This is a genomic window from Peribacillus suis, assembly GCF_059384845.1.
In genome coordinates this window covers 1,195,111-1,219,271 of sequence record NZ_CM182019.1, presented here as the reverse complement: position 1 = coordinate 1,219,271, position 24,161 = coordinate 1,195,111, and the positions used below count along the sequence as shown (strand labels likewise).

The 24,161-nt window shown below is 40.8% G+C and carries 24 protein-coding genes and 3 riboswitches; of the genes, 10 read left to right on the top strand and 14 right to left on the bottom strand.

What is annotated here, in order from left to right:
- Positions 1–116: 116 nt before the first annotated feature.
- Complete coding sequence (gene cphA, locus AC503W_RS06030; protein ID WP_494916420.1) at positions 117–2,753, bottom strand: cyanophycin synthetase; 2,637 nt, start codon at positions 2,751–2,753, stop codon at positions 117–119.
- Positions 2,750–3,562, bottom strand: coding sequence for a cyanophycinase (locus AC503W_RS06025; protein WP_403123730.1), 813 nt, complete (start codon positions 3,560–3,562; stop codon positions 2,750–2,752). Before AC503W_RS06025 ends, cphA begins: the two co-directional genes overlap by 4 nt.
- 187 nt (positions 3,563–3,749) lie before the next feature.
- Between AC503W_RS06025 and AC503W_RS06020 the strand changes: the two genes are divergently transcribed.
- The gene (locus AC503W_RS06020; protein WP_494916418.1) at positions 3,750–4,172 is read left to right on the top strand and encodes a pyridoxamine 5'-phosphate oxidase family protein; all 423 of its coding nucleotides are present in this window, start codon (positions 3,750–3,752) and stop codon (positions 4,170–4,172) included.
- A 140-nt stretch (positions 4,173–4,312) separates the two neighbouring features.
- Here AC503W_RS06020 and AC503W_RS06015 read toward each other — a convergent pair whose 3' ends face one another.
- The 7 genes from AC503W_RS06015 to AC503W_RS05985 form a co-directional block, all read right to left on the bottom strand.
- Positions 4,313–5,359: a M42 family metallopeptidase gene (locus AC503W_RS06015; RefSeq protein WP_494916416.1), complete on the bottom strand. Its 1,047-nt coding sequence runs from the start codon at positions 5,357–5,359 to the stop codon at positions 4,313–4,315.
- A 150-nt stretch (positions 5,360–5,509) separates the two neighbouring features.
- The gene (locus AC503W_RS06010; RefSeq protein WP_494916414.1) at positions 5,510–5,701 is read right to left on the bottom strand and encodes a hypothetical protein; all 192 of its coding nucleotides are present in this window, start codon (positions 5,699–5,701) and stop codon (positions 5,510–5,512) included.
- 97 nt (positions 5,702–5,798) lie between these two features.
- Positions 5,799–7,565, bottom strand: coding sequence for an oligopeptide ABC transporter substrate-binding protein (opp4A, locus tag AC503W_RS06005; protein WP_402867907.1), 1,767 nt, complete (start codon positions 7,563–7,565; stop codon positions 5,799–5,801).
- Positions 7,566–7,583: 18 nt separating this feature from the next.
- A complete protein-coding gene (locus AC503W_RS06000) occupies positions 7,584–8,489 on the bottom strand; it encodes an ABC transporter permease (RefSeq protein WP_402867906.1) in 906 nt (301 codons plus the stop codon).
- 17 nt (positions 8,490–8,506) lie between these two features.
- The gene (gene opp4B / locus AC503W_RS05995) at positions 8,507–9,475 is read right to left on the bottom strand and encodes an oligopeptide ABC transporter permease (protein WP_402867905.1); all 969 of its coding nucleotides are present in this window, start codon (positions 9,473–9,475) and stop codon (positions 8,507–8,509) included.
- A gap of 14 nt (positions 9,476–9,489) precedes the next feature.
- Positions 9,490–10,416, bottom strand: coding sequence for an ABC transporter ATP-binding protein (locus AC503W_RS05990; RefSeq protein ID WP_402956014.1), 927 nt, complete (start codon positions 10,414–10,416; stop codon positions 9,490–9,492).
- A complete protein-coding gene (locus tag AC503W_RS05985; RefSeq protein ID WP_402867903.1) occupies positions 10,394–11,419 on the bottom strand; it encodes an ABC transporter ATP-binding protein in 1,026 nt (341 codons plus the stop codon). Before AC503W_RS05985 ends, AC503W_RS05990 begins: the two co-directional genes overlap by 23 nt.
- Before the next feature lie 484 nt (positions 11,420–11,903).
- On the opposite strand from AC503W_RS05985, the gene AC503W_RS05980 reads away from it, so the two are divergent.
- On the top strand, positions 11,904–12,539 hold the full coding sequence (locus AC503W_RS05980) for a Bax inhibitor-1/YccA family protein (protein WP_494916411.1): 636 nt from the start codon (positions 11,904–11,906) through the stop codon (positions 12,537–12,539).
- A 31-nt stretch (positions 12,540–12,570) separates the two neighbouring features.
- Here AC503W_RS05980 and AC503W_RS05975 read toward each other — a convergent pair whose 3' ends face one another.
- On the bottom strand, positions 12,571–13,113 hold the full coding sequence (locus AC503W_RS05975; protein WP_402867901.1) for an acyl-CoA thioesterase: 543 nt from the start codon (positions 13,111–13,113) through the stop codon (positions 12,571–12,573).
- Between the two features lie 166 nt (positions 13,114–13,279).
- A complete protein-coding gene (locus tag AC503W_RS05970) occupies positions 13,280–13,777 on the bottom strand; it encodes a DinB family protein (protein WP_494916405.1) in 498 nt (165 codons plus the stop codon).
- A gap of 183 nt (positions 13,778–13,960) precedes the next feature.
- Here AC503W_RS05970 and AC503W_RS05965 point away from each other — a divergent pair, with 183 nt between their 5' ends.
- Together AC503W_RS05965 and AC503W_RS05960 are read left to right on the top strand one after the other, a co-directional pair.
- Positions 13,961–15,778, top strand: coding sequence for an ABC transporter ATP-binding protein (locus AC503W_RS05965; protein ID WP_494916403.1), 1,818 nt, complete (start codon positions 13,961–13,963; stop codon positions 15,776–15,778).
- A gap of 202 nt (positions 15,779–15,980) precedes the next feature.
- Entirely contained in the window at positions 15,981–17,780 is a 1,800-nt protein-coding gene (locus AC503W_RS05960) for an IS1182 family transposase (RefSeq protein WP_494917279.1), read from the top strand.
- Here AC503W_RS05960 and AC503W_RS05955 read toward each other — a convergent pair.
- Positions 17,735–18,433 (bottom strand): DUF459 domain-containing protein, encoded by a 699-nt coding sequence (locus AC503W_RS05955; protein ID WP_402867898.1) that lies wholly within the window; start codon positions 18,431–18,433, stop codon positions 17,735–17,737. The two genes, AC503W_RS05960 and AC503W_RS05955, sit on opposite strands and share 46 nt — an antisense overlap.
- Positions 18,434–18,593: 160 nt before the next feature.
- Between AC503W_RS05955 and AC503W_RS05950 the strand changes: the two genes are divergently transcribed.
- Positions 18,594–19,100 carry a GNAT family N-acetyltransferase gene (locus AC503W_RS05950; protein WP_407406559.1) on the top strand — a complete coding sequence of 169 codons (507 nt, stop codon included), beginning with the start codon at positions 18,594–18,596 and terminating at the stop codon, positions 19,098–19,100.
- Positions 19,101–19,152: 52 nt separating this feature from the next.
- Here the strand turns inward: AC503W_RS05950 and AC503W_RS05945 are convergent, their stop codons facing one another.
- Complete coding sequence (locus AC503W_RS05945) at positions 19,153–19,329, bottom strand: aspartyl-phosphate phosphatase Spo0E family protein (RefSeq protein WP_427688432.1); 177 nt, start codon at positions 19,327–19,329, stop codon at positions 19,153–19,155.
- A 227-nt stretch (positions 19,330–19,556) separates the two neighbouring features.
- The gene (locus AC503W_RS05940) at positions 19,557–19,820 is read right to left on the bottom strand and encodes a Fur-regulated basic protein FbpA (RefSeq protein WP_402987593.1); all 264 of its coding nucleotides are present in this window, start codon (positions 19,818–19,820) and stop codon (positions 19,557–19,559) included.
- Positions 19,821–19,918: 98 nt separating this feature from the next.
- Positions 19,919–20,022: riboswitch (SAM riboswitch) on the bottom strand.
- Positions 20,023–20,326: 304 nt separating this feature from the next.
- Positions 20,327–20,432, top strand: a riboswitch (TPP riboswitch).
- 68 nt (positions 20,433–20,500) lie between these two features.
- Positions 20,501–20,593, top strand: a riboswitch (TPP riboswitch).
- Between the two features lie 105 nt (positions 20,594–20,698).
- Here AC503W_RS05940 and tenA point away from each other — a divergent pair.
- Genes tenA through thiE form a run of 5 tightly spaced genes read left to right on the top strand, consistent with a single transcriptional unit; the run spans position 20,699 to position 24,125 of the window.
- On the top strand, positions 20,699–21,388 hold the full coding sequence (tenA, locus tag AC503W_RS05935) for a thiaminase II (protein WP_427688434.1): 690 nt from the start codon (positions 20,699–20,701) through the stop codon (positions 21,386–21,388).
- Complete coding sequence (thiW, locus tag AC503W_RS05930) at positions 21,389–21,922, top strand: energy coupling factor transporter S component ThiW (RefSeq protein WP_427688436.1); 534 nt, start codon at positions 21,389–21,391, stop codon at positions 21,920–21,922.
- Positions 21,891–22,697: a bifunctional hydroxymethylpyrimidine kinase/phosphomethylpyrimidine kinase gene (thiD, locus tag AC503W_RS05925; RefSeq protein WP_427688438.1), complete on the top strand. Its 807-nt coding sequence runs from the start codon at positions 21,891–21,893 to the stop codon at positions 22,695–22,697. The genes thiW and thiD overlap by 32 nt, the downstream gene beginning before the upstream one ends.
- Positions 22,694–23,509 (top strand): hydroxyethylthiazole kinase, encoded by an 816-nt coding sequence (gene thiM / locus AC503W_RS05920; protein WP_402955992.1) that lies wholly within the window; start codon positions 22,694–22,696, stop codon positions 23,507–23,509. The genes thiD and thiM overlap by 4 nt, the downstream gene beginning before the upstream one ends.
- The gene (thiE, locus tag AC503W_RS05915) at positions 23,490–24,125 is read left to right on the top strand and encodes a thiamine phosphate synthase (RefSeq protein ID WP_427688440.1); all 636 of its coding nucleotides are present in this window, start codon (positions 23,490–23,492) and stop codon (positions 24,123–24,125) included. The genes thiM and thiE overlap by 20 nt, the downstream gene beginning before the upstream one ends.
- Positions 24,126–24,161 lie beyond the last annotated feature (36 nt).

Sequence of the window (24,161 nt, the reverse complement as noted above, 5' to 3'; positions counted from 1 at the left end):
TACCCTGTAGTTCAGACTTTTCAAGGAGTCTGAACTACAGGGTTTTTTATAGGATAAAGGGTAAAAGGCCAAAGAAGATGACCTTTATGTAAGGATCATCTTCCTAAAGCCGCTATTTACCTATTTCCATTCATTTTCTTAGGCAATGCATTTTTTGTAATGGTTTCGAAAAAACGCTCTACATAATTAAAATCGGTGTAAAAAAACAATAGAAGGTCCCCAGGTTGGGATAATTCCCAAGCTTTTAAAAACGCATCCATTTCATTTGGAACAATGACTGCCTGTTCACCGGTCAAACCTCTTTTAAACGCCGCTTCCTGAATCAGTTCAGCTACTTCTAAAGGGTTTCTGCCTCGCAAATCATCGTCCTCTTTGTTAATGAACAAATCCGTCTGTACAGCCACGATATTTGCCAGGCTAATGATTTCTTCATTTATTCGATCGCCTGGTCCCGCCAAAACAGTGATGAGTCGATTTCTATGATACGCACTTACGGTATCGAAAATGGCTTTTAGTCCTGCTGCATTATGAGCATAGTCAATGAGTATGGTCCTTTCATTGACCTTTTTCAAGTTAAATCTTCCTTTGGATAGATTCCCATCTGGCATGAATGTCATAGCCTTCTTTCGTAATTCATCGATAGAAATGCCTTGTGTCGAGGCTGCCGCTAAAGCTTGGAGCAAATTGGATACGTTATGGCGTGCCTTGCCCTTAATCGTGATGGGTACTTCCTCACATTCCATGAAACGTTTTACTCCTCCATTTTCCACATAATTGATTATTCCTTGTTCATCCACAAACCAAGCCCTTTTTCTTTCTTTAATCGCTGCCATTATGACGGGATGGTTGGCTTGAGTAGAGGTATAAATCACTTCCCCGTCTGTATATTCGTTCATGGCCACTACATGAGGGTCATCCGCGTTCAACACACAATATCCATTTTCGAGAACAACCTCCGCTACAAGTCGCTTTAATTTAACTAGGTCCTCCAGCGTTTCAATTCCATCACAGCCAAGATGATCCTCACTCACATTTGTAATAACCCCTACGTCGCACCTACGAAAAGCAAGCCCTTCCCTTAAAATCCCACCTCTTGCTGTCTCCAATATGGCTGTATCTACTTCTGGATGGGATAAGACCATTCTTGCACTTATTGGCCCACTGCAATCCCCTTGATCTAGAACCTCTTGTCCTACATATACCCCGTCGGAATTCGTCATTCCTACTTTATTCCGATCATTAGAAAGAAAATAATGTATCATTCTGGTCGTTGTGGTTTTTCCGTTTGTCCCCGTTACTGCGATAATCGGGATGGCCGCTTCTTCTCGGCTAGGAAATAGATAATCGACAATTGCCTTGCCCACATCTCTTTTTTTGCCTTCACTTGGATAATGGTGCATCCGAATCCCTGGCGCTGCATTCACTTCTATGATGGCCATTTTTGTGTAATCGAATGGTTGCGAAATGTCTTGGCAAATAAAGTCTATGCCCGCTACATCCAGATTAATCGCATTTGCAGCACCTATAGCCACTTTCCTTATAGTCGGGTGAACCTGTTCCGTTACATCGATTGCCTTCCCTCCGGTTGAAAGGTTTGCATTTCCGACCACTTGGATTACCTCGCCTTTTTTCGGAATGCTCCCCAGGTTCCTGTTCTGTTTTTCCAAATAACACGTTACCGTATGTGTAAGGGGGATTTTGGACATCGGTTTTTCATGGCCCTCTCCCCTCAACGGATTCTGGTTTTCCTTCTCTATCAGGTTGCGTATAGTCTCCCTCCCATTCCCGATGACGTAGGGTGGTAGCCGGAGACTAGCGGCAGCAAGCTTTCCATCTACGACTAATAAGCGATAATCATGCCCTTCAAAATGGCGTTCCACAATGTACTTCTGTACGTGGGATTCCAAGCAATGAGCGACATTAAATAATTCATCTTTATTTTTAATATGGGTAATGACCCCTTGGCCCTGCCGCCCGTTAAAAGGTTTAAGGACGAGTGGAAAACCAAGTCTATCCGCTGAATCAAATATTTCCTCAATCGAATGCGCGACTTCGCCTTCCGGTACGGGAAGGCCACAGCCTTTCAGAATTTCCTTCGTCATCGATTTATCACAGGCATTCTCTACGGCTATATTGGAAGTCTGGCTTGTAATCGTCGCCTGGACAAACTTCTGCCTAGAACCAGTCCCTATCCGGACCAAGCTATTTTCCCCAATTCGCTCCACAGGGATATTCCTCGCATGTGCCGCCTGGTAAATGGCCTCTGTACTAGGTCCCAATTTATGTTGGTAATATAAATTGGCTATTTGCTCCACATAGGATTGAACATTGATATTCTTTTCACGTTTTAAAATGGCTTCCACGATTTCTTTGCTGGAGAGGAATGCCTGAAATCCCGACTTAGGCTCCTTATAATCGTAGGTAACGGAATAAACCCCAGGATCTTTCATCATAATCGTTTTCCCACGAACAACGTCTATACCAGCCATATTTTGCAGTTCAATCGCCATATGCTCCAATACATGTCCCATCCATGTACCACGGTTCAACCTCTCAGCAAAACCACCCTCATATCCATGAGAACATGTATGCTTGCCCAGGTCGGGGAGCACCTCCAACAGCCTTTCATTAAAGCCAGGAATCGAATCAGATGGCCTTTCCTCCAGTTCCTCCAAGTCCAATTCAATGCAAATGGTTGGTTTATATGCGAAAAAGTTAGGTCCTTTTAAATAGCGGACTCGATTGATTTTCATGATTGAATCCTCTTCTCCAGCGACAATTTTCTTGTCTTCAAGTCAAATTGATACCCTCTAGTTAAAGCATGTAGACGAAAACCTGAAAGTGTCAGTTCTTCGCTTCCGTTTTCAGCAATCGTAATATTGATATAGTCACTACTACTTCCATCAAGCACCAGAACTTGATTTATTCCATACACTTCAAATTTCCCATCGCTTACTACTATCGCTGTATTTTCATCTATACCAATACCCATGATTTCTTCATTTTCGGCTATCGCACTTAATAACCGATCGAACCGGCCGCGTTGTGAAAAATGCTGGTCAATCAGGAGTCCATCCAAAAATCCGAATCCCTTCCCTATTTCCACCTTCAATTTTTCATCATCCAGTTTCATATCGGCGGCAACAATCATTCGCTTCCCCATAATCGAGGCACCTGCGCTTGTCCCGGCTACGACCATTCCGTCATGCCAGGACTTCGAAAGAGTCTGATGCAATCGGGAATCACGGATCAGCTCGGACAATCGGCTTTGATTCCCCCCTGTTATGAATACAGCCGAAAAAGAGGCCAATTGTTCACAAATGGCCGGATCCTCTGCATCTCTTTTCGAATTCACCTCGAGAACTTCCACTCGATTTACACCAAGCTCTTTAAAGATGCGGATGTATTCTTTACTAACCTCATCGGGAATTTCGCTAGCAGTCGGTAGGATCCCGATTCCACCTGATTTTCTCGTTGCAAGCTCCACGAATTTATTCAAAACTTCACCTTCTAGGCATTTATCTTCCGCCCCGCCGATGATCAGTAATTCTCCACAATTCATTTGCTTGTACTCACCTTCACCTATAGATTTAAAAATAAGAATTTGCTTTTTCCATAAACACGTAATCAATAGTATGGTACTTTAGCATAAATTCCATTCATCCAAATAATAAAAACTGTGCAAATCCGTTTAAGTTATAGGCATAAGAGGAAGAGTAATAAAGAGAAAAATAAAAGGAGTGGTGAAGATGAGTCAAGATCAATTAAAAGAAAAAATATTGAATGTGATCAAGGAAAGTAAAATCGGAGTCCTATCAACAGTAGAAAATAATAAGCCCTATTCGCGCTACATGACATTCTTCAACGAGGAATTAACCTTTTATACACCAACAAGCGTAAAGACTGAAAAAATAGATGAAATAGAAAAGAACACACATGTTCATGTCTTGTTTGGCTATGACAATGAAGGCATTGGCGATTCATACATTGAAATTTCAGGAACATCGAAAATCAATGATACCGCCGAATTGAAGAAAAAATTATGGAATAAATCCTTTGAACAATGGTTTGAAGGGCCAGAAGATCCAAACTACGTATTATTACAGATCAAACCCGATTCTATTCGACTTATGAATAATAACGGTGAGCCACCAGAAGAACTAAACCTTTAAGTAACCAATTGACCGATAAACATCGTAATTTGACCGATATATTGATAAATGGACCGATATATCTTCAAGTTTGACTGATAAACGAATGGAATCGACCGATAAATATAAAAACCCTCGCCTGAGCGAGGGTTTTTATGTGATCAGACAAGCTCAGATTGTAAATAGTGTGCAACTAGGTTCGCTGTATGCTTCAAAGATGAGAGATGCGTTCTCTCAAATGCATGGGATGCATCAATCCCTGGTCCGATTAGGCCATGGACCACATCGAATCCCGCACGGATTGCTGCAGAGGCATCCGAACCATAGTACGGGTAAATATCGACGCGATAATCGATATCATTAGCCTTCGCAAGTGAAACCAGATGCTGGCGTAACTTATAATGGTACGGACCGGAAGAATCTTTAGCACAAATGGAAACACTATATTCATCCGTCGTTTGCCCATCCCCGATTGCACCCATATCGACAGCTAAGTATTCAACTGTCTTATCAGGAATATTGGAATTACCGCCATATCCGATTTCCTCATTATTTGAAATCAGGAAATGCGTCGTATATGCCAATTCGATTTTCCCCGCTTGGATCTGCTCAATAATATGAAGCAAAATGCCGACACTTGCTTTGTCATCCAAATGTCTAGACTTCAAGAAACCAGTCTTCGTTTCCTCGATCCTTGGTGCGAATGAAACAAAGTCACCAACGGATATGCCAACGGCCTCTGTTTCCTCTTTTGATTTGACGACTGCATCGATACGAACCTCGATTGTCTCTTCATCACGCTTAGCGTCCCCAGCATTTTTATACACATGTACGGATGTTTGGTTAATCAATATCGTGCCTGTGACAATATCTCCACTTGCGGTATGGATTTCACAGTATTCTCCTTCAACGGAATTCCACCGAAACCCGCCAATCATCGTCAACTTCAGCCGGCCATTTGGCTTAATTTCCTTAACCATGGCTCCCAATGTATCCACATGGGCCGTCAGCAATCGATGACAGCTATCATCTTTACCTTTTAAAGTGGCAAGCAATGCCCCCTTGTTCGTGATTTGGTAGGGTACTTGCTTACTTTCCATGAAGGCTGCTGTATACTTAATGGCCTGTTCCGTATAACCGGATGGACTGGGAATGGATACTAACTCTTTTATGTACGAAACGATTTCTTTTTCATTAACTTGATTCATCAATGACACTCCCTTCTTCTTATATAAAAGTATATCTCTTTCAGTGATCAAAGAACATATTAAAAGCCATATAAAAAGACCGTCATATGACGGTCCCATACAACCGAAATTCCTTAATCCAGGTAACGTCATTAAACTTGCGAACCATGATTACTTTAACTGTCTTTGTTTATTGGACATTCCCTTCATAAATTCCAAGAAGGCAATTCTCTTTTCATCAGGATAGGCTACGATGTCTGTAATGATTTCCTCTTCAAGTGGCTTTAATAGACGACCAACCGATTCCGTAAACAATATTTCAAGTTCCCGCTTTGTTTCATTTGGATTTCTCACTTCCATCACTATCACCCTTCCAAATACTTACTATTCATATATAACCTTAATTCACCATCTTAAAACCAAAGAATCGGCTGCCAATGGAGGCAGCCGACTTTCTACATTATTTTTTAGCTGATTCTTCTGTCACGCCTACATCAAACCATTGATATTGGCGACCTGCAGTATAATCATAACCAGTCACACGTTCATTGACCCCTGTCATTGTATATCGGAATAGAGTTGGGATAAGAGGCACTTCATCATGGATCAATTGTTGCCACTCGTTATAGACATCGACACGGTATTGATCGTCGAACGCTTCCTCCGAAATTCCTTTTGCCAATAGTTCATCATTCTTATCATTCACCCAGCGAGTATAATTGAATTGTGCTTGTCTTGACCAGATTCCAGATGGATCTGGATCGGAAGCCACACCCCAAGCTGCTTGGAAAATATCTACCTTATCGCTATCTTTTTTCAACAAATCATAAAATGAATTGAACTCATGAAGACGTCCATCTAACATTTGTACATCCAGCCCGACTTCCTGCCATTGCTGGATATAATATTTCGTAAGCGGTTCGGCAATATCTCCACCACTCATGGATGCAAAATTAATTTTGAACTCCTTGCCATCCGGATCTTCGCGAAGGCCATCGTCATTCGTATCTTTATATCCTGCTTCATCCAATAATTTTTTCGCTTTTTCTGGATCATATTCATATGGCTTTATATCTTTATTGTTATATTTAAAGGTTGGCGTAATAACCGAGTTGGCAGGGAAACGAAGTCCTTTATACATCTTCTCGCCGACCTGTTCGTTGTTGATAGAATAGGCCATCGCCTGGCGAAGTCGTTTATCTTGGAATTTCGGGTTATCCATCACGTTTTCGCCTTTTTTCTTATCATAGTGCCCTAAATTAAAACCGATGTACGTATAAGCCAAATCGACTTTCCCTAAAATCTCGATGTTTTCCAACTTATCGGCTTGATCATAATAATCCGCTGAAACTTCTGCTACATCAACATCCCCGTTTTCCAATGATTTTACAACAACGGATGGGTTGATGACTTTCAAGGTGACGCTGTCCAACTTAGGAGCTCCGCGATAGTAATCTTTATTCGCTTCGAATTCGACCGCTTCACCTTGAACGATTTTCTTCACTTTGAATGGTCCGAAACCTATTGGGTTTTTACGGATTTTATCGGAAGACTCCAAATCACCAATCGCAACATCTTTTAAGTATTCCTTGTGAAGCGGATATGTCCATAGTCCTGTCTTAACCGAAGGATTCGCTTTCTTAAAGGTGAAGCTGATTTTCTTTCCGTCTACCTTGATTCCGGAAATACTGTCTGCCTTACCTTCATGATACTCTTCCATCCCTTCAATCAATGCCATTTGTTCATCATAACGGACTCCCTTGTACTCTTTGCTTCCCATTACGAGATAAGCATATTCCAAGTCGGCCCCCGTTACAGGTTTACCGTCATGCCAATTAACATTGTCTTTGATGGTAAGTGAGACCGTTTTATTATCTTCTGATATTTCATAGGTAGCTGCGCCTTCATTTGTAAATACCCAATCTTCATCGGTATCCAATAAATCTTCATCAAAGAACGTAATAACTTGATTATCCGGATCACCTTGGTAGAAGACTTTATTTAAGATTCCTTCAAATGGCGTATCAGATACCAAACCGTAAGTAAGGTGACCGCCTTCGATTGGTTTCCCTTTATTTGATGTAACCGCCGGGAATTTCGATGCATCCACTTGTTCAACAGCTTTTCCCTTTTTCTCCTTAGTCGACGTATCATCTGAACATGCAGCAAGAAGTAGCGACGATATGGCCAATGCACTTAATACTTTGCTATAATTTTTAATTTTCATGACATACACTCCCCTTTTTTATCCTCTTCTTTGTCTTGCGTCAGCAGCACGTTTCAATGCTTGACCAACAAAATTTATACTCAGCATCAACACTAGAATCATGAGTGATGCGGGTATCCATATCCACCATTTGTTTTCTAAAACATCTGGGTTTCGAGCATAACTTATGAGCGTACCTAAACTCGGTGTGCTCTCTGGAAGACCGAATCCTAAAAAGGTCAAGCTGGATTCTAGGCCAATATTGCCTGCAAGATTCAAAATGAAGTTTACGATGATCAGAGAACTTATATTTGGAAGCACCTGGAAAATAATGATTTTCCAATGTGGAGTACCAAGTGTTTGTGACGCATGAACATAATCCAATTCTCGCTCAGATAATACCTTCGAACGAATGAGCCTTGCCTTACCGGTCCATAAAAACAGCGTCATGATCAAAATGAAAACCGGGACATTAAAAGTAGGCACAATCGTAACGAAAACAATGATGAACATTAACTGTGGCAGCGCAATGACAAAATCTATAATACGCATGATTACATTATCGGTAGCACCGCCAAAATAACCAGCAAGAAGCCCAAAAGTCAATCCGATGATAGCCGTGAATAAAGTAATAAATAAACTAATCGTGAATGAATTCCTTGTACCGATGATGAGTTGTCCAAATACATCCCGTCCACCATAGTCAGTTCCAAGCCAATAGTCCGAAGATGGCTCCATATAGATGGATAGGAAATCGACTTTAGCGATTTCCTTGGCATCCATGAAGAAAGATGCGCCATAAACGAAAAGCAAGATGGCTGCCAGTAGAATCAATGAGCCCATTGCCATTTTATCTTTCTTAATTTCCTGCCAAATGATTTTCATTCCCGAAGGACTCACTTCTTGAATTTGTATGTTATTTCCAGTTTGCACTTTCATTTCCATTAGACTCACCCCGCTTCCTATTCTATCCGTATACGCGGATCCACCGCGCTAAGTATGATGTCAGAAAGAAGAGTGCCAAGCAAAGTGGCGAATCCTGTCATCATGACAATGGCCGTCACGACACTGAAGTCCCTTAGGCTTACAGAGCTAAGGAATAGCTGGCCTAATCCTGGATAACTAAAGATGGTCTCGATTATGACAGAGCCACCGATTAATCCAGTGATTTCATATCCTAAGAATGCTGCAATCGGTAGAAATGAATTTCTCAAGATATGTCGTGAGTATACTTTCGATTCCGGAACACCTTTCGATCGAGCGGTCCTTACGAAATCCTTAATCTTATTATCTATGATTTCATTTCGCAAATATTGAATGGTACTTGTCGTTGCAATTAAAGCCGTACTTAAAGCTGGCAGGATCAAATGGTTAATCTTACTGACCACATAAGCGAACGTCCCTGAATCCAATTTGGAATCGACGCTTCCACCAGATGGGAACCAATTTAGACCGAACCCGAAAACAAATAGCATAATAAGAGCAAATATGAAAATTGGTGTACCAAAACCTAGGTAACTATAACCGGTAACTCCCTTGTCCATCCACGTATCATTATATCTACCGCTCACTATGCCGAGTGGAATAGCTAGCAAATATGTAAAGATAAGAGTGACGATTGCAAGAAAAACCGTATTCCAAAGCCTGTTTTCAATGACATCCATAACTGGTATTTTGTGCGTATAAGACACTCCGAAGTCCCCTTGGACAGCATTTGATGCCCATCTTACATATTGTTGGTACCAAGGGTCATTCAAGCCCATGTCATCCCTGATTCTTTCAAGCTCAGCCGGATCCGCCCTTGGGTTGCTTATTTCCTGACCTGACAAGGCATCACCTGGCATGGCTTTTGCCATCATGAAAACGATGATGCTCAACAGAAAGAGCTGCGGAATCATGACTAATAGGCGCCTAAGGATAAATTTCCACATTACTTTCCACCTCCTTATTGTATTGCGACTCTATGAGTGGACGAAATTGGCTTTAAATCGTAGGCCCGTCCGTTTTCATCAAAGTATTGGGAATAAGACGTTTCATACTCCGCTGTCAATTTCTTCCTGAGTAGTATTTTTTGCTCACGCACTTCCGGTTCTAGGTCCGGAATGGCCGCTATCAGACGTTTGGTATAGATGTGCTGAGGGTTTTCATAGATTTCCTGGCTTGTGCCCTCTTCTACGATTCTTCCTCGATACATCACGCCCATCCTGTCACACATATGCCTGATTACTCCAAGATCATGGCCGACAAATAAATAGGTCAAGTTAAACTCCTCCTGTAAATCTTGAAGGAAGTTCAATACCTGTGCTTGGACCGATACATCCAGCGCAGACACAGGTTCATCGGCAATGATCAGTTTTGGCTTTAACGTCAAAGATCTCGCAATTCCTATACGCTGACGCTGTCCGCCTGAAAACTCATGTGGATACTTATAAATGGATTCGGGACTTAGACCGACTTTATCCAAGAAGTCCTGAACAATTTTCTTTTCTTCTCCAGGCGACAACTTTTCAAAATTCCTTAACGGCTCGGCAATGATATCGAGAACCCGCTTTTTAGGATTTAAAGAAGAATATGGATCTTGAAAAATCATTTGGATATCTTTTCGGAATGGCTTGATTTCTTTTCTGCTCAACGAAGCTAAATCCCTGCCTTCGAACATGATTTTTCCTGATGTCACCTCATTCAGCTTGACCACTGCTTTACCCGTCGTGGACTTCCCACTTCCTGATTCTCCAACCAAACCGTAGGTCTCACCTTGCTGCAATTCGAATGACACACCATCGACAGCTCTGACATGATCTACTACTCTACGAAAAAAACCGCCCCTTATAGGGAAATGCACTTTTAAATTATCTACCTTGAGTAATGTCATAAGGCGTTGCCTCTCCTTCAGATTGAAAATAAAAATCCTTATAACACGTGCACCTAACATAATGACCTTGGCCAACTTCATGCAGGACAGGTGACTCCTCATGGGCCTGTTTGGGGATCCAAGGAATCCGTTCTTGGAATCGGCACCCATTCCTATCCATTTTCGCTATGGAGGGCACGATTCCTTCTATAACGTGCAAACGTTTTTTTTCAGTGGTAGCCGAAGGGATGGAATTTAGCAAAGATCGTGTATAAGGATGCAGTGGTTTTTTGAATATATCTTTAACACTGCCAGTCTCGACCACTTGTCCGGCATACATCACGACAATCCGGTCAGCCACTTCGGCCACTACGCTTAAGTCATGAGTAATCAAGATGATTCCCATTTTTGTCTTGCTCTGTATTTCCTTCAACAAATCCAGGATTTGAGCTTGGATCGTCACATCGAGAGCCGTCGTTGGTTCGTCCGCAATGACCAATGCAGGATTACAAGCTATCGCAATCGATATCATGGCCCTTTGGCGCATGCCACCTGAAAGTTCATGAGGGAACTGCTTGTAGGTCCTTTCCGGATAAGGGATGCCAACCTGGGTTAGCAGTTCAATTGTTCTTTTCTTTTTTTCATTGGTTGATAGATTCGTATGATAATCAAGATTTTCCTCAATCTGTTTTCCGACAGTCATTAGGGGATTCAATGCCGTCAGAGGTTCTTGGAATATCATCCCCAATTCCTTACCTCGAACTTTATTCATTTGTGACTCATTAAGGTCAAGTAGATTCTGACCCTTATAATTTATGACACCTTCAGATTTCGTTCTTTGCATATTATGTAATTGGATGATAGAGAGGGCTAGTGCACTCTTACCACAACCTGACTCACCAACCACGGCTACAATTTCATTTTCATTCACCGTGAACGAGACATCGTCCACCGCTGCGTGATATTTATTCTTAATACGAAATGACGTAGTGAGGTTCTCTATTTGTAATATTGTCTTTTCCAACCTGATCCCCCCTAAACTGTTTTACCGATAAAATAAAAATTTTCTGATAATTAAATAAAAGTGTAATCAATTTTTAATATTAATTCAATATATTTATATCAAATTATAACATTTTTTTAATATATTATAACTTGAGGAATAATTTTTTCCTATAATTTTATTTCTAAAAATTAACTTTATTTCTTTTTATTTACTCAGATAAGGATTCTAATAGCTTTTGCTCATCACAAAGAATGAAGATTTTTTTGTATTTAAAAATAATGAATAATTATCTTATCTTCAAACTGAAATTTTTTATGTATTAGTTCCACTCAACCAACCAATCTAAATATTTTGATATTTCAGAAATTTTATATTCTGATAAGACTTACCTTATGAATGGACGGTGCGTAGCTTTTTCTAGCAGGGTTTGGGTAATAAAGTGAAACCTTTCCCCTTATCTTTCGTAAGAATGGGTAGTAATAATTATATGGAGGTTGACCGAATGTATTCACATACCGTTAATGCGTATATGCCCTCTGTTATGCGCACATTTACTCTATCACTCGCGATTTCCGTTTTAGGAATGGCTGCTGGAATATTTATACCCACGGCCTTATTTCTTCCCTTGGCGATTTTGGAAATCGCCATGCTGATTGGAGCCTTTATCTTGAGAAGGAAAAAAGCAATTGGATATACATTTCTTTATGCATTTACTTTCATATCGGGAATGACCACCTATCCCATCATCGCTCACTATCTCGCTTTGGCAGGCGCTAACGTCGTGATTTTGGCTGGAGTGACGACAACCGTCGTCTTTGGGGGGTTAGCTCTATATGCAACAACCACTAAGAGAGATCTTTCTTTTCTAAGTGGAATCCTCTTTGCTGCCTTGCTAGCGCTAATCGCCATCAGCATCTTTAATATATTCTCACCGTTAAGTTCCACGGCAATGCTTGTTTTTTCCTTTATTGGCATTCTTGTCTTCAGCGGATATGTTCTATATGATTTCAACCGCATGAAGCACTATGGGGTAACGGCAGAAGAAGTCCCGCTCATGGCATTGAATCTGTACCTTGATTTCATCAACCTGTTTATAAACATCCTTCGCTTTTTCGGTATATTATCAAGCAATGATTAAAAAAAACGGGCAAATGCCCGTTTTTTCGTACTTATTTATATAACCCTGGTTCTGATTTTTCAGTCCAAGGCAATTTCACACCAAATGTGCTTGCGATGAATTGTGTATCATCTCTTCTTTTTTTCCTAACGTCTGCCCGGTGTTTGGCAGATTCATTCAAGTTCTTCTCCATCTCAGTCTCCGGAACCAAGCGGGGAACTGGAACAGGTTTTCCGTTCTCATCGATGGCAACAAAGGTCAAAAAGGAAATAACGCATAGATTCCGTTCTCCAGTAAGTAAGTCCTCGGCAACCACTTTTACGATAATTTCCATAGATGTCCTACCCGTATACGTAACGAAGCTTTCTAGGCATACTGCATTTCCTTCATGAATGGGATGTAGGAAATCGACAGAATCGGTCGATGCCGTAACGACATTACTTCTAGCATGGCGCATGGCAGAAATGGCCGCAACGTCATCAATGTAAGCCATTAATTTCCCACCAAACATTGTACCGATATTATTTGTATCAGGTGGTAGAACTAGACTCGTTTTTATAACCAAAGAGTCCGAGCAATGTTTTATTTCTTCCATGGTGACTGCACTCCTTTATGTCCATTTTCTCACTAGTTCACTTTAACGAATTTTGCGCGTTAAAGCAATAATCATGATTATTACCCACATTTTTCTCATCTCTCAATAGGTAAGTACTGCTTATATAGTCTTTCCTAAATCAATACATATATAAAAAAAACTCAACCTATTGGCTGAGTTTTTTTAGTTTGGCCTTCAACTCTTCAATTTGCAATAAATGCCGTTTCTCATGCAAACCGACAAACGGAATCCACTGCTTCAAACTTAAATCTTTAAACAAGGGGTGTGGGAATGACTTCTCTTCCAAATCATTCGCCTTCGCTTGGGAGATTACCTTTTCCAATGCCTTACGTGAAGAGGCGAGCTTAGCTTTTACTTCAGCTAATGTTTGGAACTTCTCTGACGGAATGACAAATGGAGGCGCGTCCACTTTTACGTCACGATTTAATGTATATTGGATCGGTTTATCATCTACTCGATTGCTCTCGCCACTTGCCAGTGTATCGGCAATTCCTTTTGTTACCGCCCTCTCCATTAGAAATAGATGCTCCAATACCTGAATGATGCTCCAACGTCCATCTTCGGGATGTGCATTTACCTGTTCATCCGATAACCCGTTCGCTGCCTGGAGAAGTTCTTCCCTGATTTTTGTGTTTTCTTCCACTCTACCAGCTCCTTATTCACTTTTTATAATTATTCCACCGAAGGGATAAGTTGTAAAATATAAGGTTCTTTATTAAAGAAAAACCGCTCAAAAGTTGTCTATTTTTTTAAAACCTCTATGATAATCATAAAGGTTTTTTTGCTTTTAAAGACAACTTTCAATTTACCATAGGAGTGATTAAATATGAGCGGGGGACATATCCCTTTCAGCCACAAGGGCCGTAGCACCCTGACAGCTGCACCATCAAAAGGAAGCATTCGGTCAATGTTGAAACAAATATTCAATCGTATCCCATCCAGATGGAAATTTTCAAGTATGATCATATGCATAATGATTTTCATTTCCATGCTTGAGTTTTCCATTCCACAACTTACGCAATATACGATTGATGATGTCATACCTGGGAAAGAATATGACTCATTGATTTGGGTAGGCATAGGTATCCTCTTTGCGGCCATATTGTTAGCTTTGCTTAATTATGTGAACGGCTATATCGTATCTAAAGTGGGGCAAAAAGCGATCATGAATTTACGAAATGAAATGTATGACCATATTCAAAAATTGGATATGAAATTTTTTGATAAAAATAGAACGGGTGACTTAATGTCCCGGCTCACGAATGATGTGAACCTGCTTCAACAACTCATCTCATCAAGCATGCTACAAGTTATTACAGATACGGTCACCTTCTTTGCCATCGCAATCTATATGCTGTTCATCAATTGGAAACTGACCGTGGTCCTTCTCATTACCTTTCCGTTCATGTTCTATCTGACACGTGTATTTGGCAAACGAATCCGCCTCTCATTCAGAAGCGTGCAAAGTTCGGCCGGCGATGTCAGCAATCAGCTGCAGGATTCCCTTTCCGGCATACGGCTCATCCAATCCTTCACAAATGAAGAATTTGAATCAAGACGATTCGCGGACCGAAATCATGAGAATACGGTAGCAAACATCAAATCAGTTCGACTGAGGTCCATGTTTGGCCCGCTCATAGATTTAATGAATAATTTAGGTCTGATCGCCGTGATTGTATTTGGTGCCTGGCAAGTGATGCAGGGAGAATTTACGATTGGATTAATCGTGGCATTCCTGGCTTATCTCAGGCTTCTGCAAAGTCCAATCCGTAATTTCAGCCGTGTAATCAGTATCGTGCAACAATCGGCTGCAGCTTTTGAACGGATCACCGAAATAATGGAGACACAACCTGGAATCCAGGACAAAAAGACAGCAATTAATGTTCCCAAAATCACGAAACAAATCGAATTTCAAGGAATTGATTTCGCTTATGTCGAGGGGGTACCAGTACTCCGAAATCTTAACCTGATGATAAAAGCAGGACAGGTAACCGCTCTTGTCGGCTCATCCGGGGCAGGGAAATCAACGATTACCAGCCTTTTAATTCGTTTCTATGACCCCCAACAAGGGACAATAAAAATGGATGGCCATGATATTCGTGATCTCACCCTCAAATCTTTACGGAGCCAAATGGGGGTTGTTTCGCAAGACATCATTTTGTTTACCGGGACCATCCGCGATAATATAACCTATGGTAAACTCGACGCAACGGACGAGGAAATTATCGAAGTGGCTAAGGCGGCATATGCTCATGATTTCATCAAGACGTTCCCAAAAGGATATGACTCACAAATCGGAGAACGTGGGGTCAAACTTTCTGGTGGCCAAAAGCAACGGATTGCCATCGCCAGGGCCCTTTTGAAGAATCCCCAAATCATCATTCTCGATGAGGCGACGGCATCGCTCGATACGGAATCCGAACATCTGATTCAGGAAGCGTTATCCAACCTATTAGAGAACCGGACTTCAATCGTCATTGCCCATCGGTTATCAACCGTTCAAAAGGCAGATCAAATTGTCGTTCTTGAAAAAGGGGTAATTCAAGAAAATGGAACGCACGAACAACTGCTACTAAATAATGGTCGCTATCGGCAGCTCCATGACTTACAGTTTCCACAGGCGGAGGCACCATCAGAAACATAACCAACCAGAAATCCGCCCCCGATAAATAAACCTAAAAGGGGCTGTCCCAAAAGTCAGGAAAATGACTTTTAGGGCAACCCTTTTTTTATGAAATTTATGCACAAAAAAATCGCCCTTTTTAGTAAAATGAAGTTACCACACACCATTTACGAAAGGACGATTTTTTATGAGCAATCCAAAGATCACTACAGAAAATTATAACATGGAACAAACTATACTACCACTCACCATTCAAGAGGAAACTACCGTTCCTCAAAAACGAAATTCTACACCTACTTTTATTCCCTATGATAACCAACAAACCACTGTTATTTTTGACATTCAGGATCTCATTCCGGTTCACCACGTGGCGCGTGTGATTGATCAAATGATTGAATCAGTAGAAGATAATGTCTTTTTTGAGCACTATAATGGTGGCGGACGTAGCTCTTACCATCCTAAAATGATGACGAAAGTCATTTTGTATGCCTATTCTCAAAAAGTCTATTCCTGTCGTGAAATCGCCAAACTGGTTAAAGAAAATATCCCAACAATGTGGCTGGCTGCCTTGCAAAAACCGGATTATCGAACGATTAATCGATTTCGCACACAACAAATGGATAAGCTCCTTCCGAAGCTATTTGAAGAAATGATCCATCAACTAATAGAAGAAAAGCACGTCACAATGGAGAACTATTTTCTAGACGGAACAAAGATTGAAGCAAGCGCAAACAAGTATTCATTTGTGTGGAAAAAGGCGACGACCAAATTTGAGGCGAAGCTGCAAGAAAAAATCGAAGAAACGTACCAACAGATTCAGACCATTGCAAATGAAGAGGGTCTTGAACTGTCTACTCAAGATGAAACCTCCTCATTAACGATAGAGGAAAAACTAACTCAAATAGAAAAAGCATTAGTGGAAAAAGTTGAAAAAGAAACGAACGGTATCCAACTTGAAGAAGATGTCCAGGTACGAAAAGAAAAACGACGGGAACTCAGTCCGGTTAAGAAACTATTGAAATTAGTGCGCGAGGACTTAGGTCCACGATTAGTTAAATATAAACAACAAAATGCTCTATTTGGCGATCGAAATAGTTATTCTAAAACCGATACGGATGCGACATTTATGCGAATGAAAGATGATCATATGAATAACGGACAACTAAAACCTGGTTATAATATTCAAATGGCAACGGAAAATCAATTCATTCTTTTTTATACGATACATCAACGCCCAACTGATACGCGTTGTTTCAAGCCGCATTTAGAGGCACTGAAGAATACATCGCTACCATTCCCGAAAAACGTCATCGCAGATGCCGGCTATGGCAGTGAAGAAAACTATCTCTACTCTTTGGAAAAAGAATTTGAAGCTTTGATTCCTTACAATACTTTTTTAACGGAACAAAAACGGAGCTATAAAAAAGATATTCGTCATGCGAGTAACTGGGCATATGATGAACAAAAGGATGAATACACCTGTCCAAATAACCGTAAGGTTTTATTTAAGCGTTACTCGACCCGTACGGATAAAAATGGATTCACACGTGACTTTAAAATTTATGAATGTGAGGATTGTACGGATTGCCCATTAAAATCTCAATGTACAAAGGCGACAGGAAATCGCCAAGTGCATGTTAATCCAGTTTATGAAGAATTAAAAGCGAAAGCAAAATTGAACCTTTGGTCTGAATCGAATGCACAACTTTACGCTCGACGAAAAATCGAGGTAGAGAGTGTTTTTGGTCATATCAAGGGCAATAGGTCGTTCCGTCGCTTTTCGCTTCGGGGCTTAGCGAAAGTCCAAACGGAGTTTGGCATCGTAGCCATGGCACATAATTTACTGAAGATAGCTGGGTTACGTCAGCTACTTTCAGTAAATTATTATAGAAATAGAAAAACAGGTGGAGAAAAACAACTCGTTTTTCTCCACCTGTTTTATTTTAGGGACTTATTAGACAGCCCCTTTTATCGTTCTTATTTAAAATCATATTTATCTAAGATTCGATTGGTTATAAGCTGATAGCCTTCTTCATTTGGATGAATTTCATCACTGAAGTATGCTTTTTTATCTTTGTTTTCGAATAAATCGTTTGTAGGGATATACTTTAGTCTACTATCCTTGTCCACCATCTTTTGAATCGAATGATTATAATCACTAATATGGTTTTCTAATTTCAAGTCGTCTTTATTGGGGTTATATAACCCTATCACCAAGATATCAGCTTTATTATTTTTCTTTAGAAGCTCAGAAAGAATTTTATCTAAATGTTGTACATACTCTTTCTTTTCATCATTTATCTTTTGATCATTGATTTTTTTTAAGTTTCCACCATTACTGTTAATTAAATCATTGATTCCGATATAGACGATAAATGTGTCAGCCTTATCCAATTTTGTGTTAATCTCAAGATCTTCGAGCTGTTTAATGACACCGTCCGTTTCCTGACCTTTAATACCATAATTCCAGAATTGGACTTTTTCTGAATCGGAATCATTCGTTTTATGTTTCAAGTCATCAATATATCCTTCCCCTTCTTTATCGCCCTTTCCGTAAGTCAAAGAATCTCCAAATGCCATGACTCTTTGATCGTTTTTCGCATCTACTGCCTGAAACGCATAGGCAACTAAACAAATAACAAGTACAATAAAAAATAAGCCAACGATTTTCTTCATTTGTTTTGCTTCTCCTTTTGTATTCACTAGGAAGTATTTTATTTTTAAATACCCAAAAAGAGGACAAGCCTAACATTTGAATAACTTAATAAAAATTAAATTGCATGACGCACCTGTACTGGTGATTGGAATGCCATAATAAATGGATTGGAGCTTAATGATGAAGGAGTTTACAGAATTCAGGGAAGCAGTATTTGAGGATTTGCCTAAAATTATCGAAATTTACAATTCTACAGTACCTTCGAGGATGGTCACTGCGGATACAGAACCAGTTACAGTAGAATCACGGCTCAAATGGTTTGAAGAACATCATATTCTCAAACGGCCATTATATATGATCATACATGATGGAAAAACAGCTGGATGGATGAGTTTTCAATCTTTTTATGGTAGACCCGCATATGATTTTACCGCTGAAATTAGCATCTATATAGATGAGGAGTTCCGTGGGAAAGGAATTGGACAACTTTCAATCCAAAAGGCTATAGAGGTGAGTCCGAAGATAGGGATTAAGACACTTCTTGGATTTATTTTCGCACACAATGTACCAAGTATTAAGCTTTTTTCAAAATTCGGTTTTGAAAAATGGGCTCATTTACCGAAAATAGCAGAACTCGATGGAGTGGAACGCGATTTGGTCATTCTTGGTAAACGTGTCACTACATGACTTCCATTGCAAAAGGCGATTGCCTGGATTTGAATGGTCTGGGATGTACTGATTATTCGCTACAAACTCCCAGGAATTTTATATGTGTGACCGCATTCAATAAAGAATCCAACTCTTGACTTGCTTGAATGGTCACCCTGCTTGTCAAACCATAATTTTTTGCTAACATGATCATTTCTTTTCGTTTTTCTTCAATTTTTTCAACTGCTGTTATGTGAGGAGGCTGCAATATAACCACTTCCTATTTTTCAATTATTTTACATTTTCATCATAACCAAAACACTAGGTTAAATCAACCATTTCACGTGATTTAAATATGTTATTTTACTAGATGAATGTGACAAAATACCTATTAATCTTTTATCTTTTGTACTTTTTATGTCGATTTAAAAGGGAAAAAGCATTTGCCTTTACACAGCAAATGCTTTTTCTCTTTGATTGTTCACTATAGGTTAACTAAGTCATGCACTCTGGAGGTGACTCATTACCTGATTTATCTATAACAATCTTATATTCATCTTCAAGAGCTTTTAATGGAGCATCATAGAGATGCTTTTCATCAGAGGTTTTGTATACACCATTTGATAATAGTTCTTCTATCAACAATGCTCTCCTCTGTTCTTTTTTCTCGAAAAACTCTGCCATATGAATGGCCCCTTTCCTTTTATTCATATTTTCCACATATAATGCCCCTAATCTTATAGGCTTTGCTAAAGCCAAAATATATATACCTGTTGTACGGGATCCTTAAACCCTATTTGACAAAAATAAAAACCCCTTCTAATCCAAGAAGAGGTCGACAGAGGTCCGTTCGTCTCTTCTTATCTTCCAAGCGATTGCTTGTTGGAAGAAGCACAGTTCCCCGATGGGTCTGTTGCCGAGGTTTCATAGGGCCAAGTCCCTCCACCTCTCTGGATAAGAATACAGAATATAAATGATTTTGACATGATTTTATCCCACTTGCAAGGATAAGTCAATTGCATTCAAATAATTTTTAATTTTTATATTATTTTTCCGTGTGCCCTTTTAGCACAAGGTAAGACCATATCCCTATTTTGCTAATAACTATATTTTCCTCCAATTGACCGTGGGTTAGGTATGCTCCATTTGCCAATGGGGATTTTATCCTACTACCCCTTTCACGCCACAAGATACTCATAAAATTCTATTGGATTCAAAGGTTGCATTTTCCTTTTTATCTGATATGATGACAATAATCACATACGAAATACCACTAGGGGAGTCTTCTATAAGACTGAGATGGAATGATGTTCCGGACCCTTTGAACCTGATCCGGGTGATGCCGGCGGAGGAAAGTGGATGATATCGTCGTCGTATATTTGACTTCATCCATCTGCCCCGTTCCGTTTTCAGGAACGGGGTTTTCGTTTAATTGAATAATAAGCTGCTAGGGGAGCCATTAATAGGCTGAGAATCAAACCCTTTGTACCTGATCTGGTCATACCAGCGGAGGAAAGCAGGTTGAAAAAGGGATTCGTACATTCCTAGAACAGCCGCTTTCTATATGAAAGCGGCTGTTCTTCATTTTTGGACACTCCCCTCCTTTGTATGTGAATGAATTATAAGGGGGAAAAATCATGGCGAAAACCCAAATGAAAACTTTCAGTGCTAGACTTCACGAACGTTCAAAAGAAATTTGGAAAAAGAATCATACTCATCCTTTCGTTCAAGCAATTGGAGACGGGACACTATCAGAAAAGAAATTCGCCTATTACTTAAAGCAGGACTATATCTATCTTATGGATTATGCCAAGCTTTTTGCCTTAGGGACCATCAAGGCCACTAACCTTGAGATCATGACCAAATTTGCGAGTATTTTAAATGAGACTCTACAGGTAGAAATGGATTTGCATAGGAGCTACTGCAAGGAGTTCGGAATTAGTTCTGAGGAATTGGAAAATACCGAACCAACTCCGATTACCCTTGCCTATACAGGTTATATGCTCAATGCTGCCCATCATGGAACTTTAGCCGACCTTATTGCCTGCTTACTTCCTTGTGCCTGGGATTACTATGAAATTGGCTCGTTATTAAAAGAACAAAATGGTCCAGCACTAGAAACAAATCGCTATATCGCTTGGATTCAATCGTATGCATCCCCCGAATTCGCAGATGCGCACAAATGGTTGGCCAAGCTGTTAGACGAACTGACGGAAGATATGCCTGAAAAGGAATTGAAAAGATTAGAGAAACACTTTTTAATGACCTCCCGATATGAATATTTATTTTGGGACATGGTTCACAACGAACAGGATTGGCCGCTTTAAATGCTAGACACGGGTAACTTATTACGGAAAATGACGTTGACTAGCTTGTTCACGGCCATCACTACCCTGACTAGCTCATTCGTTTACATCCCTGTTGGTTTTGCGAAGGTGTTTCCTATTCAACATGTAACCAACGTCATGACAGCCGTTATGTTGGGGCCGCTTTTTGCTGTGACCCAGGCCTTTTTAGTATCCCTTATCAGGAACATGACAGGTACAGGTTCCATTTTTGCATTTCCGGGCAGCATGATTGGTGCCCTGCTGGCGGCCTTCCTCTACCAAAAAACAAAAAGGATGGGACACGCCTGCTTGGGAGAAATAGTGGGGACAGGCATTCTCGGATCCATCGCCTGTTATCCGATCGCGCTTTTATTATTGGGAAAAAAAGCGGCACTTTTTGGTTTTCTGCCAGCTTTTCTTCTTAGTTCTTTAACGGGCGCAATTATAGGCTTTCTTTTATTGAAAGTTCTCTTAAAAAATCATTATATGAAGGGGTTTTTTTATGAAAAGGGCACTAACGATCGCCGGATCTGACTCTGGGGGCGGAGCCGGCATCCAAGCTGATTTAAAAACATTTTCGGCCCATCGGGTTTATGGCATGTCTGTTATCACAGCCGTTACGGCACAGAATACCTTGGAAGTTCGATCTATACAGCCCATCGATCTCCCTGTGATCACCGATCAAATTGCGGCCGTATTTGAAGACATTCGTGTCGACGCAGTAAAAATAGGGATGCTTGGATCAAAGGAGACGGTCGAAACCGTCGCCCATTCGCTAAAATTATTTAAACCGGCTATCGTCGTCCTTGATCCTGTCATGATTTCCAAAAGTGGACACCATCTGTTAGATGAGAGGGCCGTTTCGTCGGTAAAAACTGATTTACTTCCACTTGCTACACTTGTCACGCCCAATATACCTGAAGCAGAGGTCCTTACCGGATTCCCGATCCGGACGAAGCAGGACTTTTATAAGGCATGTACCGCTATTCTGGAACTGGGTCCGAAGGCTGTTTTACTGAAAGGAGGACATGCAGCAGGAAATCCAAATGACCTCTTTTATGATGGCAAGGAGTTCTCTTGGATCAAGGGTGAACGCATTCATACGAAAAATACGCATGGAACTGGCTGTACCCTTTCCTCTGCCATTGCATCTAATCTTGCTAATGGACTTCCTTTAGCGACGTCCATTGAACAAGCGAAAATCTATATTTCAGAAGCGATACGAAATAGCTTAGAACTCGGTAAGGGACACGGACCCGTTCACCATTTCCATCAATTTTATAAAAAGGAACGGAGTGATTTCACATGAATACATCCGTTGCAGACTTATTTGGCAGAGTGAGAAAGAAACAACCACTCGTCCACCAAATCACCAACTTTGTTACTGCAAATGATTGTGCCAATGCTACCCTGGCAATTGGTGGTTCTCCCGTTATGACTTCCAATCCAAAAGAAGTGGCGGACATGGTCAAACTGGCACAAGCACTGGTGATTAACTTAGGTACACTGGATGATGTTTCCTTGGAGGCGATGGCGATTGCCGGGAAAACAGCGAACGATTGCCATATACCCGTAATTTTAGATCCTGTGGGCGTCGGTTCCACCCCTTACCGAACAGAGAAAGCGATGGAACTGCTCGATTCAATGACTGTCCAGATTATTCGCGGCAATGCAAGTGAAGTCCATCGGCTAATGGGAGGCGATATCGTAACGCGAGGGGTCGATTCAGGACCGCTTTCCATGAGTAATGCAGAACTATCCCTACGTGCTGCTAGAAAACTGAAGAGTGTTGTCGTCGTGAGTGGAGCCAAGGATGCCGTTAGTGACTCTTCACGTACGTCCATCATCGATAATGGAAACCCTCTTTTAACAAAGGTGACCGGCACCGGCTGTATGTCGACGGCCTTGATTGGGGTCTTCTGCGGAATTACGGAGGATTACTATTCAGCTGCTATCGCAGGAATTTCAACCATGAGCATCTCTGGTGAGCTTGCTGCCAGAACCCTTGAAAAAAATGATGGCACAGGGACATACCGGACACGGATTATCGATGCCATCTCAGGAATGAATGATTCCATATGGAAATACGAGGTGAAAATGCATGAAGAAAGTGCCATTTGATTTGAGCCTTTACTTAGTCACGGAAGAATCATTAGCCGTCGAGGACATGACCACTATCATCACCGAGGCGGTTTCAGGCGGAGTTACGGCCGTCCAACTTAGAGAAAAGCAGGCATCTTCCCTTACTTTTTATCAAAAAGCTTCTCTATTAAAAGGGGTCCTTGATGAACTTTCGATTCCGTTAATCATTAATGACCGCGTGGATATTGCGCTTGCTGTAGGAGCGGATGGAATTCATGTTGGGCAGGATGACCTTCCTCTTCCCATCATCAAGACCCTTGTTCCTGACAATATGATCATTGGAGTATCCGTCTCTACCTTGGAGGAGGCCCTTGAAGCTGAAAACAATGGCGCTGACTATATTGGTGTTGGCTCTGTATTCCCGACAAAAACGAAACAAGACGCAACTGCTTTGAAAAAAGGGGAACTGGAGAGAATTTGTCACAGTACCTCGATTCCTGCCGTTGCGATTGGTGGGATTACAGCGGATAATATCAACAGGCTTTCTAAAAGTGGAATTGCCGGTGCTGCGGTCGTCTCTGCCATTACACAGGCAAAAAATCCAATGGACGTGGCTACACACCTTTCATACACTATAAAAAGATTCACTAATTAATAGAAGGAGGATGCTCATTTCGAGTCATCCTCCTTC

Coding starts and splice junctions, on each gene's coding strand:
- thiM (WP_402955992.1), top strand. CDS start 22,694: ATGAATACATCCGTTGCAGACTTATTTGGCAGAGTGAGAAAGAAACAA.
- AC503W_RS05960 (WP_494917279.1), top strand. CDS start 15,981: ATGGAACAAACTATACTACCACTCACCATTCAAGAGGAAACTACCGTT.
- tenA (WP_427688434.1), top strand. CDS start 20,699: ATGGCGAAAACCCAAATGAAAACTTTCAGTGCTAGACTTCACGAACGT.
- AC503W_RS05990 (WP_402956014.1), bottom strand. CDS start 10,416: ATGACATTACTCAAGGTAGATAATTTAAAAGTGCATTTCCCTATAAGG.
- AC503W_RS06015 (WP_494916416.1), bottom strand. CDS start 5,359: ATGAATCAAGTTAATGAAAAAGAAATCGTTTCGTACATAAAAGAGTTA.
- AC503W_RS05975 (WP_402867901.1), bottom strand. CDS start 13,113: ATGGAAGAAATAAAACATTGCTCGGACTCTTTGGTTATAAAAACGAGT.
- AC503W_RS05980 (WP_494916411.1), top strand. CDS start 11,904: ATGTATTCACATACCGTTAATGCGTATATGCCCTCTGTTATGCGCACA.
- AC503W_RS06025 (WP_403123730.1), bottom strand. CDS start 3,562: ATGAATTGTGGAGAATTACTGATCATCGGCGGGGCGGAAGATAAATGC.
- opp4B (WP_402867905.1), bottom strand. CDS start 9,475: ATGTGGAAATTTATCCTTAGGCGCCTATTAGTCATGATTCCGCAGCTC.
- AC503W_RS05965 (WP_494916403.1), top strand. CDS start 13,961: ATGAGCGGGGGACATATCCCTTTCAGCCACAAGGGCCGTAGCACCCTG.
- AC503W_RS05955 (WP_402867898.1), bottom strand. CDS start 18,433: ATGAAGAAAATCGTTGGCTTATTTTTTATTGTACTTGTTATTTGTTTA.
- AC503W_RS05950 (WP_407406559.1), top strand. CDS start 18,594: ATGAAGGAGTTTACAGAATTCAGGGAAGCAGTATTTGAGGATTTGCCT.
- thiW (WP_427688436.1), top strand. CDS start 21,389: ATGCTAGACACGGGTAACTTATTACGGAAAATGACGTTGACTAGCTTG.
- thiE (WP_427688440.1), top strand. CDS start 23,490: ATGAAGAAAGTGCCATTTGATTTGAGCCTTTACTTAGTCACGGAAGAA.
- cphA (WP_494916420.1), bottom strand. CDS start 2,753: ATGAAAATCAATCGAGTCCGCTATTTAAAAGGACCTAACTTTTTCGCA.
- AC503W_RS06020 (WP_494916418.1), top strand. CDS start 3,750: ATGAGTCAAGATCAATTAAAAGAAAAAATATTGAATGTGATCAAGGAA.
- AC503W_RS06000 (WP_402867906.1), bottom strand. CDS start 8,489: ATGGAAATGAAAGTGCAAACTGGAAATAACATACAAATTCAAGAAGTG.
- thiD (WP_427688438.1), top strand. CDS start 21,891: ATGAAAAGGGCACTAACGATCGCCGGATCTGACTCTGGGGGCGGAGCC.
- opp4A (WP_402867907.1), bottom strand. CDS start 7,565: ATGAAAATTAAAAATTATAGCAAAGTATTAAGTGCATTGGCCATATCG.